General features: G+C 65.1%; 18 protein-coding genes. 6 read left to right on the forward strand and 12 right to left on the reverse strand.

Going from position 1 to position 19,154, the window contains the following annotated elements; translation table 11 throughout:
- Window positions 1-121: 121 nt before the first annotated feature.
- Both QRN51_RS15375 and QRN51_RS15380 read right to left on the reverse strand, forming a co-directional pair.
- Entirely contained in the window at window positions 122-1,519 is a 1,398-nt protein-coding gene (locus QRN51_RS15375; RefSeq protein WP_284990712.1) for a class I SAM-dependent RNA methyltransferase, read from the reverse strand.
- Window positions 1,519-3,492 carry an APC family permease gene (locus QRN51_RS15380; RefSeq protein ID WP_284990713.1) on the reverse strand — a complete coding sequence of 658 codons (1,974 nt, stop codon included), beginning with the start codon at window positions 3,490-3,492 and terminating at the stop codon, window positions 1,519-1,521. Before QRN51_RS15380 ends, QRN51_RS15375 begins: the two co-directional genes overlap by 1 nt.
- A 110-nt stretch (window positions 3,493-3,602) precedes the next feature.
- On the opposite strand from QRN51_RS15380, the gene QRN51_RS15385 reads away from it, so the two are divergent.
- Window positions 3,603-4,277, forward strand: a complete 675-nt coding sequence (locus tag QRN51_RS15385; RefSeq protein WP_059389103.1) for a potassium channel family protein — start codon at window positions 3,603-3,605, stop codon at window positions 4,275-4,277.
- Window positions 4,274-5,005, forward strand: coding sequence for a potassium channel family protein (locus tag QRN51_RS15390; RefSeq protein WP_284990714.1), 732 nt, complete (start codon window positions 4,274-4,276; stop codon window positions 5,003-5,005). The genes QRN51_RS15385 and QRN51_RS15390 overlap by 4 nt, the downstream gene beginning before the upstream one ends.
- On the opposite strand, the gene QRN51_RS15395 is transcribed toward QRN51_RS15390, so the two are convergent.
- The 4 genes from QRN51_RS15395 to dut form a co-directional block, all read right to left on the reverse strand.
- Entirely contained in the window at window positions 4,975-5,766 is a 792-nt protein-coding gene (locus QRN51_RS15395) for a DUF3159 domain-containing protein (protein WP_284990715.1), read from the reverse strand. The genes QRN51_RS15390 and QRN51_RS15395 overlap by 31 nt on opposite strands.
- Window positions 5,763-6,116, reverse strand: coding sequence for a hypothetical protein (locus tag QRN51_RS15400; protein WP_284990716.1), 354 nt, complete (start codon window positions 6,114-6,116; stop codon window positions 5,763-5,765). The genes QRN51_RS15395 and QRN51_RS15400 overlap by 4 nt, the downstream gene beginning before the upstream one ends.
- The gene (locus tag QRN51_RS15405) at window positions 6,109-6,858 is read right to left on the reverse strand and encodes a DUF3710 domain-containing protein (protein WP_284990717.1); all 750 of its coding nucleotides are present in this window, start codon (window positions 6,856-6,858) and stop codon (window positions 6,109-6,111) included. Before QRN51_RS15405 ends, QRN51_RS15400 begins: the two co-directional genes overlap by 8 nt.
- Window positions 6,859-6,968: 110 nt before the next feature.
- Window positions 6,969-7,481, reverse strand: coding sequence for a dUTP diphosphatase (gene dut / locus QRN51_RS15410; protein ID WP_059389105.1), 513 nt, complete (start codon window positions 7,479-7,481; stop codon window positions 6,969-6,971).
- A 110-nt stretch (window positions 7,482-7,591) separates the two neighbouring features.
- Between dut and QRN51_RS15415 the strand changes: the two genes are divergently transcribed.
- The gene (locus QRN51_RS15415) at window positions 7,592-8,092 is read left to right on the forward strand and encodes a DUF3093 domain-containing protein (RefSeq protein WP_059389106.1); all 501 of its coding nucleotides are present in this window, start codon (window positions 7,592-7,594) and stop codon (window positions 8,090-8,092) included.
- Here QRN51_RS15415 and QRN51_RS15420 read toward each other — a convergent pair.
- Window positions 8,089-8,388, reverse strand: a complete 300-nt coding sequence (locus QRN51_RS15420; RefSeq protein ID WP_059389107.1) for a DUF4193 domain-containing protein — start codon at window positions 8,386-8,388, stop codon at window positions 8,089-8,091. The two genes, QRN51_RS15415 and QRN51_RS15420, sit on opposite strands and share 4 nt — an antisense overlap.
- Before the next feature lie 283 nt (window positions 8,389-8,671).
- On the opposite strand from QRN51_RS15420, the gene sepH reads away from it, so the two are divergent.
- Entirely contained in the window at window positions 8,672-10,042 is a 1,371-nt protein-coding gene (gene sepH / locus QRN51_RS15425) for a septation protein SepH (RefSeq protein WP_284990719.1), read from the forward strand.
- Between the two features lie 23 nt (window positions 10,043-10,065).
- On the opposite strand, the gene QRN51_RS15430 is transcribed toward sepH, so the two are convergent.
- The 4 genes from QRN51_RS15430 to QRN51_RS15445 form a co-directional block, all read right to left on the reverse strand.
- Window positions 10,066-10,782: a thymidine kinase gene (locus tag QRN51_RS15430; RefSeq protein WP_284990721.1), complete on the reverse strand. Its 717-nt coding sequence runs from the start codon at window positions 10,780-10,782 to the stop codon at window positions 10,066-10,068.
- Window positions 10,775-12,004 (reverse strand): alkaline phosphatase family protein, encoded by a 1,230-nt coding sequence (locus tag QRN51_RS15435; RefSeq protein ID WP_284990722.1) that lies wholly within the window; start codon window positions 12,002-12,004, stop codon window positions 10,775-10,777. Before QRN51_RS15435 ends, QRN51_RS15430 begins: the two co-directional genes overlap by 8 nt.
- Window positions 12,004-12,732, reverse strand: coding sequence for a DUF5998 family protein (locus QRN51_RS15440; RefSeq protein ID WP_284990723.1), 729 nt, complete (start codon window positions 12,730-12,732; stop codon window positions 12,004-12,006). Before QRN51_RS15440 ends, QRN51_RS15435 begins: the two co-directional genes overlap by 1 nt.
- Window positions 12,733-12,799: 67 nt before the next feature.
- Window positions 12,800-15,493 (reverse strand): bifunctional acetate--CoA ligase family protein/GNAT family N-acetyltransferase, encoded by a 2,694-nt coding sequence (locus QRN51_RS15445; RefSeq protein ID WP_284990725.1) that lies wholly within the window; start codon window positions 15,491-15,493, stop codon window positions 12,800-12,802.
- A gap of 54 nt (window positions 15,494-15,547) precedes the next feature.
- Here QRN51_RS15445 and QRN51_RS15450 point away from each other — a divergent pair, with 54 nt between their 5' ends.
- The gene (locus QRN51_RS15450) at window positions 15,548-18,085 is read left to right on the forward strand and encodes a DNA gyrase/topoisomerase IV subunit A (protein ID WP_284990727.1); all 2,538 of its coding nucleotides are present in this window, start codon (window positions 15,548-15,550) and stop codon (window positions 18,083-18,085) included.
- 41 nt (window positions 18,086-18,126) lie between these two features.
- On the opposite strand, the gene QRN51_RS15455 is transcribed toward QRN51_RS15450, so the two are convergent.
- Window positions 18,127-18,507 carry a VOC family protein gene (locus tag QRN51_RS15455; protein ID WP_059389111.1) on the reverse strand — a complete coding sequence of 127 codons (381 nt, stop codon included), beginning with the start codon at window positions 18,505-18,507 and terminating at the stop codon, window positions 18,127-18,129.
- Between the two features lie 125 nt (window positions 18,508-18,632).
- On the opposite strand from QRN51_RS15455, the gene QRN51_RS15460 reads away from it, so the two are divergent.
- Window positions 18,633-19,151 carry a DinB family protein gene (locus tag QRN51_RS15460; RefSeq protein WP_059389112.1) on the forward strand — a complete coding sequence of 173 codons (519 nt, stop codon included), beginning with the start codon at window positions 18,633-18,635 and terminating at the stop codon, window positions 19,149-19,151.
- Window positions 19,152-19,154 lie beyond the last annotated feature (3 nt).

Genomic DNA, 19,154 nt, shown 5'->3' on the forward strand with positions numbered 1-19,154 from the left:
ACAGCTTTCATCTTTGTCGCGTGGTTGACCGCTAGCTAGTTAGGCAAACCTAATCTGAGCGACTGCCGGCCGGTGGAGAAGTGAAGCGCGACGTAGGACTTCTCCCCCATCGTAGTGGCGCCTATGCCGCGGGCACCAGCAACGCAACGGTCTCCAGGTGGTGTGTGTGCGGATACAAGTCAAATGCCCGGAGGGATTCGAGGCGCCATCCGCTGTTCCGGAAGTACCCCAGATCACGCGCGAAGGAGGCCGGATCACACGACACATAGGCGATTGCGCGGGGCCCGGACTCGATGAGCTGGCTGACCACGGCCTTGCCGGCGCCGGCCCGCGGCGGGTCGATCACCAAGGCGTCGAAGCTCCGGGGGCGCTGCCGGAGGACACGTTCCACCCTGCCCTGGACAATTTCCACCTGGGTCTCTCCGTGCAGGTTCTTGCGGGCATCGCGGCTGGTCCCGGGCGATCCTTCGACGGACAGCACCGAACCGGTGATCCCCACGGCATCCGCCAAGGGCGCCGTAAACAATCCGGCTCCCGCGTAAAGATCGGCGACGGCCGATCCCGGAAGGAGGTAGCCGCCGTCGTGCAGGAATCCCGTCACCGCCCCCACCAGGGTCCCGGGCGCGTCCTTGTGGATCTGCCAGAACCCTTCTCCCGTCACCCGGTATTCGTGGCCGGCAGCCGATTCCTGGACCCACGTCCTGCCGCGCAACTGCAGGACATCTCCACCCACGGGGTCGAAGCTCGCCACTGAGACTTCCTGCGGGAGCTGGCCCAGGATCCGGTTGAGGCGCCGGGCGTCAGTACCCTCCTCCGGGGCGAGAAGGACGAGGGGACGCGATCCGTTGGCGGGCGCGGCCACCTCCACCCGCGAGATCCCCCGCAGATCGATGTCCCAGAGCCGCAACTCGTTGATGCCCGGCAGTGCCAAAGGCATCTCATGGACAGGAATCACGACGTCGGAGCGGTGGGCATGCATCCCCAGCCGGCCACCGGGGGTGACGGCAAAGCTGGCACGGGTCCGCCAGCCGAGCCCGGTATCGCCGTCGGATGCCGCAACACCGCCGGGGGCCGCGTCACCGGCGGCCGCCGGCTCCACTTCGACATCGAGTTCGACGCCGGCGAGCCGCTTCAACTGTTCGGCGAGGACTTCGGATTTGAGCAGCCGTTGCCGTTCCAGTGTTACGTGCCCGAGTTCCGCGCCGCCCACGGGCGGACCGCCCTTGCGCCAGGCGGCAAGAGAGTCGGCGAGCGGCCAGAAATGGCGCGTCCGATCGTCTGACGCTTCCAGGACGTCGACGACGTCGGCACGCCAGAAACGGGAAGACTCTCCTGCGTCGGTCAGCCGGACCCGGACCTTCTCCCCCGGGATGCCGTGCCGGACAAAAATAACCCGGCCCTCGTGCCGGGCGACAAAGTGGCCGCCATGGGCGATGGGGCCGACGTCCACCACCAGCTCCGTGGCAGCTCCGTCCTGGGCCGTGGGCGAGCTGGACTCGGTGTTGATCGGGTGGGTCATCAGGTATCCTGCAATGCCTTTGCTTCTTCGGAGGATTTCAATTGCCAGGGGACGCTGGCCACCATGACGCCAGGTTCAAAGTGGAGCCTGGCCTTGATGCGCAAGGCGGTCTGGTTGTGGACGAGCTGTTCCCACCACTTGCCGACGACGTACTCCGGGATGTAGACGACGATCAGGTCGCGCGGGGAATCACGGCGCATGTTCTTGACGTAGTCCAGGATCGGCGTGACGGTTTCGCGGTACGGGCTCGCCAAAACGGTCAGCGGCACAGGGATGTCCAGCTTGTCCCAGGCCTCGACGGTGTGCGCGGTTTCCTCGTGGTCGATGTCGACGATGATGGCGTCAAGCCGGGACGGCCTCGACGCCCGCGCGTAGGCGAGGGCGCGCAGCACCGGTTTGCGGACGTGGGACACCAGGAGCACGGCATGGACCCGGGTAGGCAATGCACGCGGGGAAGAATCCTCGTCAACGGCCAGTTCCTTGGCCACGTTGTCGTAGTGGGCGCGGATGCTCCACATGATGAGGAACAGGACGAACATCGCGAGAAGGGCGATCCAGGCACCCTGTTCGAACTTGGTGATCAGCACGATGGTCAACACCAGCGCCGTCATGGCGAAGCCGAGCATGTTGATGGTGCGGGACTTCACGATCCTGAGGCGGAGGGCTTTGTCCTGCGCAAGTTTGAGTTCCCTGCCCCAGTGACGCACCATGCCCAACTGGCTCATCGTGAAGGAAATGAAGACGCCCACGATGTACAGCTGGATGAGCTTGGTGACATCGGCGTTGAAGGAAATGATGAGGACCAAGGCGCCGGCAGCAAGGGCGAGGACGCCGTTGCTGAAGGCCAGGCGGTCTCCGCGGGTCCGAAGCTGGCGGGGAAGGTAGCCGTCCTGGGCGAGGATGGACCCCAGGACCGGGAATCCGTTGAACGCCGTGTTGGAGGCGAAGACGAGGATGACGCCCGTCGCGGCGACAACAACGTAGAACGGGATGGACCCGGCGCCGAAGATCGTCTGTGCAATCTGGCTGATGGCAGGGTTCTGGATGTAGTCGTCCGGGAGCGGCTGGCCATGCAGGAGGAATTCCTTGGCCGGATCCAGCACAATGTGGACCTTGGTGGCGTTGGCGAGGTAGATGATGCCCGCGAGCATGGCCGAGGCGATGACGCCGAGCAGCAAGAGCGTAGTGGCGGCGTTCTTGCTCTTTGGCTTCTTGAAGTTCGGTACACCGTTGCTGATGGCCTCCACACCGGTCAGGGCCGCTGCGCCGGAGGAGAAGGCGCGCAGCAGCAGGAACGCGCCTGCCAGGCCCACGAGTCCCTGGTCGAATCCCTCTTGCGGGACGATGGTGAAGGCTGCCGAGGGAGCCTGGCCGAGTTGGCCCGTGGCCGCCTGGAAGATACCGACGGCCGTCATGCCCAGGATGGAGAACATGAAGATGTAGGTGGGAACCGCGAAGACACTGCCCGCTTCCTTGATTCCGCGCAGGTTGACGAGTGCCAGGACGATGACGCCGACTGTGGCGATGAGCGCCTGCTGCCCATGCAGCGAGGGGATCGCCGTGGTCAGGTACGCCGCGGCGGAGGACATCGACACGGCGACGGTGAGGACGTAGTCCACCAACAACGCGGCGGCGACGGTCAGGCCAGCGAACTTCCCCAGGTTGACGTTGGCGATTTCGTAGTCGCCGCCACCGGAAGGGTAGGCGTGGACGTTCTGCCGGTACGAGGCAACAACCGTGAGCAAGACCACCATGACCGCGAGGCCTACGAGCGGCGAAATAGCCACGGCACTCACGCCCGCGAGGGCCAGCGTCAGCAGGATTTCGTCAGGGGCGTACGCCACGGAGGACAGGGCGTCCGAGGCGAAAATCGGCAGGGCAATGCGCTTGGGAAGCAGGGTGTGGGCCAGGCGGTCGTTCCGGAACGGCCGCCCCACCAACACCCGCTTCGCGGCGTTGAGAATTGTCAGCACTCCGCAAAGCTACTCTGAATCGAACGCGATGTCATGACGGCGGACTGGCTTCCGCGACTTGCCCCGGTAGAGTCTTACCGAGCGGCATGCATAAGAGTGAAGGAGAAACCGTGGCTCACTTTGTGATCATGGGTTGCGGACGAGTTGGCGCAACGTTGGCGCACACCTTGGAAGACGCCGGCCATTCGGTGGCAATCATCGACCAGGACGACCGTGCTTTCCGCCGCCTGCGCAGCGGGTTCACCGGCAGGAAAGTCACCGGCGTCGGCTTCGACCGGGACACCCTCAAGCAGGCAGGTTGCGAGGAAGCGTACGCCTTCGCCGCCGTCTCCAGCGGTGACAACTCCAATATCCTCGCCACCCGGGTAGCCCGTGAGACTTTCCATGTTTCGCATGTTGTAGCCCGCATCTACGATCCCGGCCGCGCCGAAATCTACCAGCGCCTGGGCATCCCCACGGTAGCCGCCGTGCGCTGGAGCGCGGACCAGGTCCTGCGCCGGATCCTGCCTGAGCAACACTTGGCGGGCGACTACCGCGAACCCTCGGGCCGGTTGGTTTTGTCCGAAGTGGACCTCGACCAAGGCTGGATCGGGCACCCGCTGACTGCCATCGAGGCAGCATCCGGAATCCGTGTCGCTTTCCTCACCCGTTTTGGAGAGGGCGTCCTGCCCCAGGCCGGAACGGCGTACCAGGAGGGCGACACCGTGCACGCCATGTTGAATCTGGACCGCAGCGCCGAGGTGGCGCGCATCCTTTCCAGCGCACCTGCCAAGGAGTCTGAGTGAAAGTCGTTATTGTCGGCGCGGGCAGCGTCGGTTCATCGATCGCGCGTGAATTGCTCGCCCACAAACACGAGATCATGCTGATCGACCTCAAACCGGAGGTCATCGGTCGCAGCGGGCTCCGCGGGGCGCGCTGGCTCGTGGGCGACGCGTGCGAATTGAGCACGCTGCAGGAAGCGAAGCTGGAAGGGGCCGACGTCGTCGTGTCCGCGACCGGCGACGACAAAGTCAACCTCGTGGTGTCCTTGCTGGCCAAGACCGAATTCGGTGTGGGCCGCACGGTTGGCCGGGTCAACAATCCCAAGAACGACTGGATGTTCAACGATTCCTGGGGCGTCGACGTCGCAGTCAACACCCCGCAGCTCATGACGGCGCTCGTGGAAGAAGCCGTGGAAATCGGTGACCTCGTCCGCTTGCTGACCTTGCAGACGGGCGTCTCCTCACTCGTGGAATTCACCGTTCCCCACGACTCGCACATCATCGGCAGCACCGTGGGCGGCATCGAATGGCCCGAAGACGCCACCTTGGTGGCGATCCTTCGGGACCATGCGCCCATCACACCGAGCCGCGACGACGTGATCGACGGCGGCGACGAGCTGTTCTTCGTCACCACCATTGCGGCTGAGGACGGCCTCAGGGGGCTGCTTTCCCCGTCCGCCGCGGACCACGGCTCAGTTGACGTCGAAGAAGAGTTTTCGGATCAGTCCGACGACGACGGCTTCGACGGCTGAGGATCACGATCCGGCTTCTGGCCCGGCACCGGCCGGGTCAGAAGCCAGGCAATCCAGAGCCCGAGGATGTATAGCGGAGCGCCCATGATCAGCCTCATGGTAGCGAGCGCGGCAAGGCCGGGTTCGCCCATGAAATACAGGGGCACCTGGACCACCAGCCGTAGTGCCAGGACGGCAATGACTACCCACGTGCCGATGGCGTAGGCCCGCAGGCGCTCCGGGTTCTTCCGCCATTCGAAGCCCTCGTTGCGGACGAATCCGAAAAGCAGGCCGGCAATCGGCCACTTGAGCAGGATCGACAGCACCATTCCGGCGATGTAGGCGATATTCGTATAGAAGCCCAGGACGTAGAAATCCTCGGCCTTGCCGGTGGTGTTCGCGAGCCAAGCGGAGATGGCGACGCCGGCGATCCCCGCAAGCGCCTGGGTCAACGGGCGCCGTTGGACAAGCCGGACTACGGTGAAGACGGCTGCCGCCGCGAGGGAGGCAATCAGGGACGCCGGAAGGTCGCGGGTGACCATGAAAGCGATCAGGAAGACGAGGCCTGGCACGATGCTCTCGGCTATGCCCTGGACACCCCCGGCGGATTTGAGGATATCCACGTGCCCGTGGCTGTTGCGTTGGAGTCCGGCTTTCTCGGCGTAGCCGGCGGCAATGTCCGCAATGCTCGGCCCCTGGGCGCCCTGCCTGGCCTCCTCGGCCGAGCCGGGCTCCTCCTCCGCTGGTTTTTCGTGAGGGCCGGATCCATTGGCGACGGTCATTGGTGCTCCTGCCGGGAGAGGATTTCGTAGCGCGGATTGAACATTGTGGGCATCCCGTCTTTCGGCGTGACCATGCCCTCGAGCCGCAGGACCGTCCCTGGTTCAATACCGGGCACCTTGCGGCGCCCGAGCCAGATGACGCGGAGCCGGGTCAACGGACCGGTGTCGCCCCTGTGCGCAATCCGGTCGACGACGATAGCCGAGAAGTGTGCTTGCTCATTGGCGGGCTGGTAGGTGACCGACTCGATGAAACCCGTGCAGTCGACCCTGCCCCGGACAGGGAGTTCAGTGAGGGGCAGGGATGCCGAGCTGCCATGGGCGGCAGCGGCACGCTCCGCTTTGTCAGCCAATCTGGGTGATCTCCGGGCCGCGTTCCGGCCGCTGAAGCTCCGGCGTTTCATGGGGAGCGCCGTGCTGGCCGGAGGCCACAGCATCCTTGGGAAGCTTCAGCTGAAGCAGCTCGCGGGGCGGCATGGGGTTGTCTCCGCGAATGACCACAACCTTGCGGAAGAGGTTCTCCAGTCCTTCGGCCGCTTTCCTGTCCAAGGCCGCGTTGCCGCCGATGACGCCACGGAGGAACCAGCGGGGTCCGTCCACGCCCATGAACCGGGCGGCCCGGAAGCCACGGCCGCCGTCGGCGGATTCGGTGGGAAGCTTGGCGATGAGTTCCGTGCCGAAGGTGCCGACGATCTCCTCGACTTCGCCTGCTTGGCTGGATACGGACTGGCCGATTTGTTCGCGGATCTCGTCCCACAGCCCTTCGGAGCGTGGCGCGGCAAATGCTTGGAGCTGGAGGCTCGAGCCATCGAGGTCCATGGTGACGGCCACTACCCGCTGGGTTGCTTCTTCGACTTCGAGGCGCAATTGAAGGCCCTCGGAAGGCTCGATCAGCAAGGCGCCAAGATCCACGTAGCCATCCTGGCTCTCTATTTCGCTGGCATCCAATGGCCCCTTGGACAGGCGGAAGTCGCCCTTGGCGGCTCCACTGGCTACCGTGCCGGCGTCCTGCTGCGTCGTCGCGGCATTGGCCTGCTCAGTACCGTTGTCTTTCGGCTGCTCAGCCTTGGACTTCTTTCCGCGCCCAAAAAGCATCGGGTTGTCTCCTTAGTAGTGGTCTATCCCCAGTAAACCGCAGACTGCCCATCAACTCGCGGGCAGCATGGCAATCAGCTCCGTGCGGCGCCGATTGTCGAGGGTTGTTGCTAGCTCACGGCCGGCGCGAAGCCTCCGGTGGATCCAAAGCCGCCGGTGCCGCGCGAGGTGTCGGACAACTCCTCCACGGATACGAACTGCGCATACTCGACGCGCTGGATCACCATTTGAGCAATTCTATCGCCGCGCTTGAGTTCGATTGCGTGGTTTTGGTCGGTATTCAAAAGCGTCACGGAAATTTCACCTCGGTAGCCGGCATCAACCGTCCCGGGAGCGTTCACCACCGTGAGTCCGTGCTTGGTTGCCAGCCCTGACCGGGGGTGGATCAGCGCGACAAAGCCGTTCGGCAGTGCGATTGAGACGCCCGTGGGAACAAGCTTCCGCTCACCCGGCGCAAGCGATACGTCCGCGCGGGCCCGAAGGTCCGCCCCGGCGTCACCGGGGTGGGCGTAGGACGGCGCTTCCAATCCGGCGTCGAGCATTTTCAGTTGGACCTGAAGGGTCGGCGCGCCGTATTCGGCGGAGGTGTCTGCTGGGCTGGCTACTGCTGTCTCGTGGCTCACAGTCACACATTCTATCGCCCACGGAGTGCTTCCCCGGTTGCGGCTGCACGTCGGCCGCAGGGCATGAGGGGCGTTAATTCCCGGGGGCACAGTCCCGATAAGCTGGTGGTATGCCTGAATCGACTGCTTCCGTACCCGCGCCGCACCATTCCTCGAGTGGAACGGGCGTCCTGTTTACGGAAAAGCTCTGGCCCTCCCCCTGGATTTGGATTGTGGTGGTCGGCTTGTCCGCCGCGGGCATCTTGATGTTCGCGCCGATCAGCATCACCGCGGGGATTATCGCCGCGCTGGTCCTCTTTGCGATCATGACCACCATGCTGGTGTTGTCCACCCCGGCGATTGTGGTGGACCGGGACACCGTCCAAGTGGGACGCGCTACTATCCAGCGCGAGTTTGTCGGCGCCGTCACCGCGTACCGCAAGGACGAGGCCACCGCGGAGCGCGGAACCCGTCTCCACGGACTGGCGTTCCTGTGCCTCCGGGGCTGGATCGATCCCGTGGTGCGTATTGAAATCACCGACCCGGCGGACCGCACCCCGTACTGGTTGACGTCCACGCGCCGCCCCGAAGAACTTCTGGCAGCGCTGTCCACGCAGTCTTCGCGAGGCTAGCTTTCGCATTCCTTGCAATAAAGGTGCCCGTCCTTCTCCCGCGCAATCTGGGAGCGGTGTTTGACGAGGAAGCAATTGAAGCACGTAAATTCGTCCGGTTGCGGAGGCAGGACGCGGACCAGCAGCTCTTCGCCGGACAAGTCCGCCCCGGGGAGCTCGTAGGCGTCCGCGAGGTCAGTCTCATCGATGTCAACAGCCGATGACGACTGTTTCTCGGTGCGATGCGACTTGAGTTCCTCGATCGAGTCCTCGGTGTCTTCTTCGGTCTTCCGAGGGGCGTCGTAGTCCGTTGCCATGGTCCCTTCTTCGTTCTCCCTTGCACGTCACGCAGGGCTTGCGATCCTGTCGACCGGAACCTCGCCCGGTCTAAGGATGTAACGCAGCCGGCCGCATTTTTGTGCCCGATATCGGGCAGATTGTCCTCCCGGATGTCTCGAATGTCCATACCCCGGTGCCGATCGCCTGCGCACGGAATGCCGGAAATCGCGGAATATCGCGGCGCGCCCTTTCTCCTAGTAGGAAAAGGCCGTACCGGGTGGCAGAGTTTCGAATGTCAGATAGGCCATGGTGGAGGATTTTATGCGGGATCTACGGCTGGTTGGCGTCCACGACGACGGCGGACATCTCCTGTTGAGCGGTACCGGCGGCGAGATGTTCCAGCTTCCGATTGATGAGGCGTTGCGGGTTGCAGCGAGCCGGACACCTGCCCAGGTGGCCGCACGTTCCTCGATCACGCCCGTCGCCATGTCCCCCCGTGACATTCAGTCACGCATCCGCAGCGGCGCTACGGCCGCGGAAGTGGCGGAGCTGTCCGGGATGCCGCTCGCCAACGTGCAGCGGTATGAGGGCCCTGTGCTTGCAGAACGCGAATACATCGCCCAGCAGGCACGCAAAGTCGAAGTCGCTGCCCCTGCCCCCGGCCAGGACGCCTACCGCGCAGCGTTCGGCGATGAACCCGCAAGCCTGGGCGAAATGGTCGCACACCGGCTCACGGCCCACGGAATCGATTCCTCTAGCGTGGAATGGGATTCCTGGCGCCGGACCGATGGCACGTGGACCGTCGTCGCACGCTTCGAAACCAAGCCAGGCAGCCTGGAGAGCATCGGCGAAGAACCGCCTGCGATGTGGACGTTCCATCCCGCCCGCAAATCCATCCAGAACGCCAACCGCTGGGCCCAGCAGCTCAGCGAACTGGAACCCCTTGATGGGCCCGTACCGGCGCGGCGGCTCGCGGCCGTCTCCGACCGGCCCTTTGACTTTGAGGCCGATGCCGGGACCGCCGCACGCGCGGCTGCCGCCGCTGCCACGAAGGAAGCCGATGGGCTCCTTGACATGTTGCGCTCGCGTCGCGGACAGAGGCTGGGACTTGACGAAGACAGTGACGACGCGTTGGCGCTGCTTCTGAGCAGCGGCGTTCCGGCTGCGCATCCACGTCCTGGCGACGTCGACGACGAACGTGCGGACAGCGACGCAGCTGACAAAGAGCCGGTCGATACGGAAACGGACCAGCAGCCTGAATCCGGGCCGGCCCCCAGCCGCCGTGACGCGCGTGCATCCATGCTGTCGCGGCTGAGCCTGGCCCCGAAGCATGACGACAAGGAAGACGATTCCCTCCACCTTCACGACGGCGTCAGCACGGACACCCGTGAAATCACGGTGATCCCCGGTCCGCTGCGCCCCGTGACCATGTTGCGCGGCAGGAACGATCACGACGGTCAGACCGGCCAGGACGAGGCGCGAACCCCGGGAGCAGCATCGCCGCGGGCGGGCTTGGACGAATTGCTCGGCGGCGCTCCCCGGCGGGATCGCGAAGAGCCGAAGCCCACCCGTTCCGGGCAGAAGGATGAAGAAACTTCCGACGCGGGAGCGGCCGAGCGCCAGCCGTCACGGCCCAAGCGCTCCAGCATTCCGAGCTGGGATGAAATCGTCTTCGGGACGCGCGGAGACTAGGCAGCGTTCAATTCGTTGCGGCTTCAGCCGGCGCCGTGCCAAAGGCAAGCGTCGACGTCGAACGGCAGCAACTGATCCCGGCTCGCCATGAGATTGGCTCCATGAGCGGTGACCCGGCGCATGTAGTGCCTTCGGCATAGGGTCTCGTACCCGACAACCGGCTGCGACGCGTCGATTTGCTCCGGGGTGACCTCCGCTTGTCCGGCCTCCCTGGCAACGTCTCCCACCACGACTTGCTCGCCTTCAACCACCATGATGCCGTCCACGGTCCGCGCATTGTGTGTCGCCCGGCGGCCGCACCAGCAAAGCGCTTCCACTTGCAGGACTTGGACCCTGTCCGCGAGCTCGACGAAACGCTGGGATCCGGGGAACAGCCGGGTGCGGAAGTCGGACGTGATTCCGAAAGCGAACACGTCTACGCCCATCTCGTCAACCACGCGCGCCAGCTGTTCCACTTGCACGGGTGAGTAGAACTGGGCTTCGTCACAGATCAGGTAGTCCACCTTGAGGCCCGTGGTCCGGCGTCGGACAACTTCGTCCCAGAAATCGGTGGTGTCAATGACTTCCACGGCGTCCGTCTGGAGCCCGAGACGGCTGGAGATGACGGATCCGCCGGCGCGGTCGTTGCAACTGAAGCGGACCCCGCCCCGGCCGCGGGCACGGTGGTTGTAATCCATCTGCAAGGCAAGGGTGGACTTGCCGCAGTCCATGGTTCCGGAGAAGAAAATGAGTTCAGCCACGGCGGCCCTTGGGACCTCCGGCTTGGAAGCAAAGCAAGGGAACTTCACGCTCCGCCTTGGTCAGCGAACCATGTTGCCCCACCACCTCCAAGGCAGTCGGACGGACGCGGCGGACGTCGTAGAGCGCCAAGGTGTCCCGGGCCGCGATCATGACATCCCCAATCCGGGGGGAAACCTCCGGCCGAAGGACCCCGAAGAGTCCTGCTTCAAGGGCCTGCCCGCGCGTGAAGGCCCAGATCCGGTCGCCGAAGCGGGCGCGCCAGGCATCCAGCAGGGCGTCCCGGTGAAGCTCCCGGGCGTCGGGTTCGAGGTACAGGTGGACCATGCGTGGCTCGCCCGCTGTGTGCCGCACCCCTGCGATAAGGGCAGGATCGGCGGAATAGTCGATGCGCTGAGACTCGGGAACGTCGAGCATTCCATGGTCGCCCGTGAGCAGGATGGTTGTCCCCGCCGGCAGTGAGGCAGAGAGCCTCTTGACCGTCGAATCGATTTCCTCGAGCTGGTGCTCCCAGCGATCGGACTGACAGCCGTAGCGGTGTCCGGCTTTGTCCAGCTCGTTGACGTAGAAGTACATGAGGGAGGGGGTTCCCGCAGCCATTTCCTCCCCCGCCATTGCCGTCCGGGCATGGAGCGAGGTGCCGCCCACGAACCGGCTTCCCCGGAGCGCCGCGCGGGTCATCGGCGACGCCCCGAACTGGGGCAGGCTCACGGTGACGACGTCGGCGTCAGCGGCCACCCGTTCGAAGATTGTCGGGAACGGCTGCCAACGCAAGGGGTCGACACCAGCGTCCCAATTGCCGAGCAAGTTGACTACCTTGTCCTGGGCAGGATCCAGGACGTCATAGCCCACCATGCCGTGTTCACCGGGCGTGCGGCCGGTTCCAAGGCTGGCCAAGGACGATGCCGTGGTGGAAGGAAAAGCCGAATCAAGCCACACCGGGACGGCACCCTGTCCCGAATTCGCAATCGACCTCAGAAACGGGGTGTGCGCGGCCTTCTGTTTCAGGAGATTGCGCCCCAGGCCATCGGCGAGAACAACGCACACGCGTTGCGATGCGGGCAAGTGCAGTTTGTTGTCGAAGCCGGGCAGGCCCATGCTCGCCGCGGCGCTCGTGAAAACCTCGGCGATCGATTTGCTGCCATACAGCGGCGCGCCGGGAAGCTCGGGGATGGCGCCGGTAACGGGGACGGTGTCCTGGGCGACGGGTTCCGACGTCGCCATCAGCGCTGGTGCCCGCGGCTCAGCCTGTTGCCGAAGACGCCGGAGCGGAGTCGCGGACCGGAGATGGTACTTGCGTGAACCGAGGGTCCGGGAGCGCCCGTATTCACGGCCCGCAGCGCGCGGGCAAAGACCTTCGCGTCCTGAACGGCCCGGGGTCCGTCAGCCTCGGAGCTGATCCGCAGCACGATGTCCTCCTGGGAGATGGTGCCCGTGTATCCGTGGTCGGCTTCGCACTGGGGATCGCCGCAGCTGGCGGGTCCCACGTCCAGCCGCTGGCCTCCGGACCAGGCAATGGAGAGGGTCAGCTCCCTGACGGGGTCGCTGGGAGTGTAGTTCTGCGGCTGCGCATACATGTAGCTGAGGACGACCGAGCGGATCTGTGCCACGGGGACGGACTCGGTGGAAATCTGGGCGACGATCTGCTCCCCGGCTTCGTCGAGCTGCTGGTCGTCGACGTGGGTGATCACCAGCATGTCCTCGGTGAGGACGAGGACCGTGATGTGCCGCCGGACCTCGGCACGGTCGAAATGTGTTTCCAAATGCACCAGATGCGCAAGGCAGTCGCGCCCGTCCAAGGCGTCGGCCACAACATCGGCAACCAGGACAGGATAGAAGCCTGCCCGTTGAAGTGCCTGGTCCAGGCTCTGCCCCTGCGAGCTGTGGTTGTGTGCTGCATGGTGCCCGGTGGTAGCCGGACCGGACGGAGGCGTCGGGGACTTCGAGCTCATTCCCCCATTTTCACAGATCGGCTGGGGACTTCATAACCGTCCGGCCCTCCGGCGGTCAACTGCCGGCTCAGCTGAGCATCGCACGGCGGGCACTGTCTGTGCGCTGTGCGGCGTTCCCGATCCACACCTCGGCGGCAAGGATTTTCGCCCCCCGGGTCCCGGCCAGGACGGGATTGAACTCCACGAGCGCGATTTCGGGGTGTTCATCCTTGAGCCGGACCAGCCGTGCTCCGAGGTCTTCGAGGGCGGCCACGTCCACGGCCGGCAGCCCTTGGTAGCCGAACAGTTTCAGGGAAGCCCGGGGTGCCCTGATGAAGTCGTGGAGATCAGTCGTGGACAAGGGAGGTACCCGGTGCGCCCAATCGTCCAGGAGGTTCACGGCGTCTCCCGCCAAACCGAAAGAGACCACGGGCCCCAGGAGCGGATCCTCGATGGCCCGGAAGGTGCACGCCTGTCCCACTGGAACCATGGCCTGCACCTCTATGGCCGATGAACCGTAGGGCTCTAGTGCGCGACGCATCTGCGCGATGTTGCGCCGAAGCGAGTCCGCATCCTCGATGTCGAGACGCACGCCTCCCAGGTCCAGGCGGTGCCTGAGGGCGGGATCCGTGGTCTTGAGCACCACGGGCCAGCCGAGCCGTTCGGCGGCGTCTACCGCTTCGTCGTCGCTCTCGAACACAGCCGACGGCACCACGGGGATTCCGTAGCGGGACAGAAGCGCGGCCGATTCGCCGCCGTCGAGCCGTACCAATTGCTCCCCCGCGACAGCAGACAGGAGCCGCTCGATGTGTACGCGGGTACCTTCGCGGTCGCAACCAGGAGGCTCGATGAACACGCCTTGGTCCCGGTCCAGCCACTTCGCGTAACGGACCACAGCCGCCAAGGCCGCCACTGCGCTGCCCGCGCTGGAGTAGCAAGGAAGGGAAGGTCCGGACTCCCCGTTTGGGGCGAGTAATCCGTCCAGTTGCACGGAAGTGTCGAGGATCCCGGTGAATGCCGCCACGACGGGCTTTCCGGCCTCCGCCGCGCATTCAGCGAGCACTCCCGCGATCGCTTCCATCGTGAGGCTGCGGGACGGCACCATGGCCGCCACCACCGCATGCACGGAATCGTCTGCAAGATTCTTCCGGAGGCTGCGCCGCAGCCCGTCCCGCGATGCGGACATCCCCGCGTCCAGATCCACGTCGGTGACGATCCTGTCGACGACGAGCCCCTGGGGCGCCGCGTTGTCCGCCACGACCTTGCCGAAGGCCGCGGAATTGCTGTAGACGGCGAGCGCCGGGCCCTTGGGCAGGGGCTGGCTGGACACGATCTGCGCCACGTCCATGAGCTGTTCGATGGTTTCGACGGCGATGACGCCGGCTTGGCGCATCATCGCGTCCAGGGCGGCCGCAGGCGCCAGTGTGGTCCTCACCACGTGCCCCGGCGGAAGCCGAAGCCCCGTCACATCCGATTTGGCGACGATGACCGGCTTGCTCCGCGACAATCGGCGGGCCAGGCGGGAGAACTTGCGCGGATTGCCGATCGACTCCAAATAGAGCCCGACGGCGACAGTATCGGGATCGTCTTCCCAGAACTGCATGACGTCGTTGCCGGAGACATCGGCGCGGTTGCCGGCAGACAAGAACGAGGAAAGGCCCAGGCCCCGGCGGCTCGCTGCCGCGTAGACGGAGACCCCGATGGCCGCGGATTGCGAAAACAGCCCCAGTCCCCCGCGCCGGGGCAGGTTCGGGGCCATGGAGGCGTTGAGGGAAACCTCCGGGTTCGTGTTCACGATCCCCAAGGACTCGGGGCCGATCACGCGCATCCCATAGGACCTCGCCTGGCGCACGAGCTCACGTTGCCTCCGTAGCCCCCGCTCGCCGTCGTCCGCGTACCCTGCTGTGGCGACCACGAGGCCTTTGACCCCGGCCGCCCCGCACTCGTCCACGACCTTCGGCACTTCCTCGTTAGGCACAGCGACGATGGCGAGCTGCACCGGCCCGGGGACTTCGCCGATCCGGGCGAACGACTTCATGCCGCCCACCTCGAAGGCTTCAGGGTTGACCGCATAGACCGCACCGGTGAATCCACCATCCAGGATGTGCTCAAGCAACTGGTGCCCGACGGTCCCCCACCGGCGGCTGGCGCCCACCACCGCGATCGACGACGGCGCAAGCAAGTCCCGCACGCTGCGGGCCTCGGCGCGGTGTTCCCGCGATTCCATGACGGCGAGGGATTTTGCGGTGGGGTCGATGTTGAATTCAACGCTGACCACGCCGTCGTCGAATTTGCGCGCAAGCTCATAGCCGGCATCGGCGAAGACCCGCAGCATTTTGCGGTTCTCCGGCAGGACCTCGGCCGTGAAGCGGCGGATGCCGTTCTCCCGCGCGGCCGCGGCCAAGTGTTCGAGCAGGATGGAGCCGATGCCCCGGCCCTGCTGGACATCGGAAATATTGAAGGCCACTTCGGCCTCCGTGGGGTCATCGAGCCGATCGTAGCGGCCCACGCCGACGATCTCTCCGCCGATGGTGATGACAAACGCCACCCGGTCCTTGTGGTCCACCTCCGTGAAGCGGTGCAGTTCCTTGCTGGAGAGCCTCGGCTTGAACGAGAAGAACCGCATATAGATGGACGTCTCGGACTGCGCCGTATGGAAGGCTTGGAGGGCGCCGGCATCTTCGGGTGAGATTGGTCTCAAGTGGGCCGTTCCGCCGTCGCGAAGCACGACATCGGCCTCCCAATATTCCGGATATACGCCGGCGCCGGGCTGATCCACCATAGGCTTAGCCTAGCCAAGTCTTCCGCAGTACACGTTTAAGGATCCACCGACTCCATGGCACGAAGCCAAAGTCCCTCCCGCTCAAACGCGGCCTCGGCCGCTGTCGACGGGGACTTCACCGAGAACATCATCGATATCGACGTCACTTCCGAAATGGAAGGCTCCTTCCTGGAGTACGCGTATTCGGTGATCTATTCCCGTGCGCTCCCCGATGCGCGCGACGGCCTCAAACCCGTTCAGCGGCGCATCTTGTACATGATGAGCGACATGGGCCTGCGCCCGGACCGCGGCCATGTGAAGAGTGCCCGCGTGGTGGGCGAAGTCATGGGAAAGCTGCACCCCCACGGTGATGCGGCCATCTATGACGCCATGGTACGCATGGCACAGGACTTCTCGCTGCGCTTGCCCCTGATCGACGGGCACGGAAACTTCGGTTCGCTCGACGACGGCCCGGCAGCACCGCGCTACACGGAAGCCCGGCTCGCCGCGGCTGCGATGACGATGACCGAGAACCTCGACGAAGACGTGGTGGACTTCGTCCCCAACTACGACAACCAGCTCACCCAGCCGGACGTGCTCCCGGCCGCCTTCCCCAATCTGCTGGTCAACGGCACTACGGGCATCGCCGTCGGCATGGCCACCAACATGGCACCCCACAACCTCGTGGAAGTCATCGCGGCCGCCCGGCACCTCATCGCCAACCCGGATGCCACGCTGGACGACGTCATGCGGTTCGTGCCCGGCCCGGATTTGCCCACCGGCGGCCGGATCGTGGGCCTGGACGGAATCCGCGACGCCTACGCCACGGGACGCGGTTCATTCAAGACCCGCGCCAAGGTGGAGGTCGAGCAGCTCACGGCGCGCCGCACCGGCCTGGTGGTGACCGAGCTCCCCTACATGGTGGGTCCGGAGAAGGTCATTGAAAAGATCAAGGATGCCGTCAACGCCAAGAAGCTGAGCGGCATCAGCGACGTCATGGACCTCACCGACCGCAAGCACGGACTGCGGCTCGTGATCGAGATCAAGAACGGCTTCAACCCCAACGCCGTGCTGCAGCAGCTCTACCGGTTCACGCCGATGGAAGACTCCTTCGGCATCAACAACGTGACCTTGGTGGATGGGCAGCCGCAGACCTTGGGCTTGCTCCAGCTCCTGCAGGTGTATGTGGGCCACCGCCTTTCCGTCGTGCGCCGTCGCACAGCCTTCCGCTTGGGCAAGAAAAAGGACCGCCTCCACCTGGTGGAGGGCCTGTTGATCGCGATCGTCGACATCGACGAGGTTATCCAGATCATCCGCTCCTCGGACGAGGCATCGGCTGCCCGCGAACGGCTGATGTCCATCTACGACCTGTCCGAGATCCAGGCCAACTACATCCTGGAACTCCGCCTGCGCCAACTGACCAAGTACTCGCGCATCGAACTCGAGAAGGAGCAGGAAGAACTGCGCCGCGAGATCGCCGAGCTCGAGGCGATCCTGGCATCCGACGTGCTCCTGCGCGAGCTGGTGTCCGGAGAGTTGGCCGAAGTGGCCGAGAAGTACGGTACCCCGAGACGCACAGTCCTCCTTGAATCCGAGGCTGTCTCCCCCACCGTCGCCGCCGCCCTCGCAGCAGCCGTCCCGGCCGGCAAGGGCAAGGCCGCCGCGCTCCCGCTCGAAATCCCCGATGACCCTTGCTGGGCACTCCTGAGCGCCTCCGGCCAGATCGCACGGACCTCCAATCAGGAGCCGTTGGCCGAATCCGGCCCGCGGAGCAAGCATGATGTCTACCGCTCCGTGGTCAAGACAACCGCGCGCGGCGAGATCGGCGCGGTCACCTCGCAGGGCCGCATGCTGCGGGTGCAGGTCATGGACATGCCGGCACTGCCGGCAATGTCCGGCCTGCCCAACCTTGCCGGGGGCGTCGCGGCAAAAGACTTCATCACCCTGCTCAAGGGCGAATCGCTCGTGGCGTTCGTGCCGCTGGATGCGGTGTTGGCCATCGGTACGGCCCAGGGCGTCGTCAAGCGCGTCCAGCCTGACTACCCGCTAAACCGCGAAGACTGGGAAATCATTGCCCTCAAGGACAAGGACACTGTGGTGGGCGTGGAGCCCGCCCAGGACGACGACGTCGACCTCGTCTTCGTGACCCGGCTTGCGCAGCTCCTGCGTTTCAGCGCCTCCGCCGTTCGGCCGCAGGGCCGTACCGCCGGCGGCATGGCGGGAATCAAGCTGGGGGTCGGCGACGACGTCATCCACTTCGGCACGGTGCGCGCCAATGATCCGGCCGCCGTCGTGGTGACGATTGCGGGCAGCAACGGCGCGCTGCCGGGAACTGCTCCGGGCACGGCGAAGATCACCCCGTTCGAGGAGTACCCGGCCAAGGGCCGGGCGACCGGAGGCGTGCGGGCGCACCGTTTCCTCAAGGGTGAAGACACACTCCTGCTCGGGTGGGCGGGCCATGGTCCGGCGAAGGCGTCATCCAGCGCCGGCGTTGCCCGTGCCCTCCCACAAGAACACGGCCGCCGCGACGGCTCCGGCGTTCCCCTCTCCCAGCCCGTGGATGCCATCGGTGCGAGCATGGCTTGGGAAGAAGGAAACGCCGGCGAGAAATGACGGGACGTAGCCGTTGAAGGGTACGTCCCGGCCGCGCTGGGCTACATCGTGGCGATACTGAGGATGTTTCCTTCCGAATCGAGGAACCAGGCTCCCCGTTCTCCGCTCGGCATGGTGGCTACGCCGTTTTCGGTCTTCAGGCCCGGGAAGTCGTACTCTTCGAAGACCACTCCGCGTTCCCTGAGATCGGCCATGTCCTGGTCCAGGTCCGTGCTCTGGAATCCCAACTGGGTGTTCTTCGCGGTCCCGGCATTGGGCGTCTCGTAGAGCAGGAAGGCTGTGCCGTTGGCGCACTTGTACATCAGGTTGTCTGTGGCTTCCGGGTTATCCGGTTCGAGGCCTAGCTTGTCGCGGTAGAAGTCGCGTGCGCGGGCGATATCGCTGGCAGGGAGCACGCCGGCGACGTTTAGATCCTTTAGCATGGCAGTTTCACTTTCCAGGCTTCCCCAGCACCTAACTTTACTCCTGATCGGGCTGATCAGGGCTGGAACAGGGCGCTCTACGTGCGGTGTGACCGGATCAGGAATCCGGGCCCTAGACTACTGCCATGCCGATCATTCCCGATGACAAGGACTGGACCTGGGTCCTGTCCACGCCCTGTCCCGAGTGCGGCTTCGACGCCGCCACTGTGACGCCGTCCACCGTCCCGGGGACAGTCCTGAACATGCTGCCGCGTTGGCGGGCCGTTTTGCGCCGGGAGGACGCCTCCACCCGCCCGGACGAACACACGTGGTCACCGCTGGAGTATGCCTGCCACGTGCGGGATGTCTTCAGCCTCTTCGACCAGCGCCTGAACTTGATGCTGCGGGAGGACGACGCCCGCTTCGCCAATTGGGACCAGGACAAGGCCGCGATCGACGGCGACTACGCGAATGCGGATCCGGCCGAAGTCGCTGGGCAGCTGGCCGCCGAGGGCACCCAGATTGCCAACTCCTTCGCTGCCGTGCACGAGGACGAATGGCCCCGCACGGGGGTGCGCAGCAACGGCTCGACGTTCACAGTGCTGACGTTCGCCCAGTACTTCCTGCACGATGTCGTCCATCACCTGCACGACGTGGACGGCTAGGCG

The sequence above is a fragment of the Arthrobacter sp. efr-133-TYG-120 genome (genome assembly GCF_030209785.1).
Classification (GTDB): domain Bacteria; phylum Actinomycetota; class Actinomycetes; order Actinomycetales; family Micrococcaceae; genus Arthrobacter.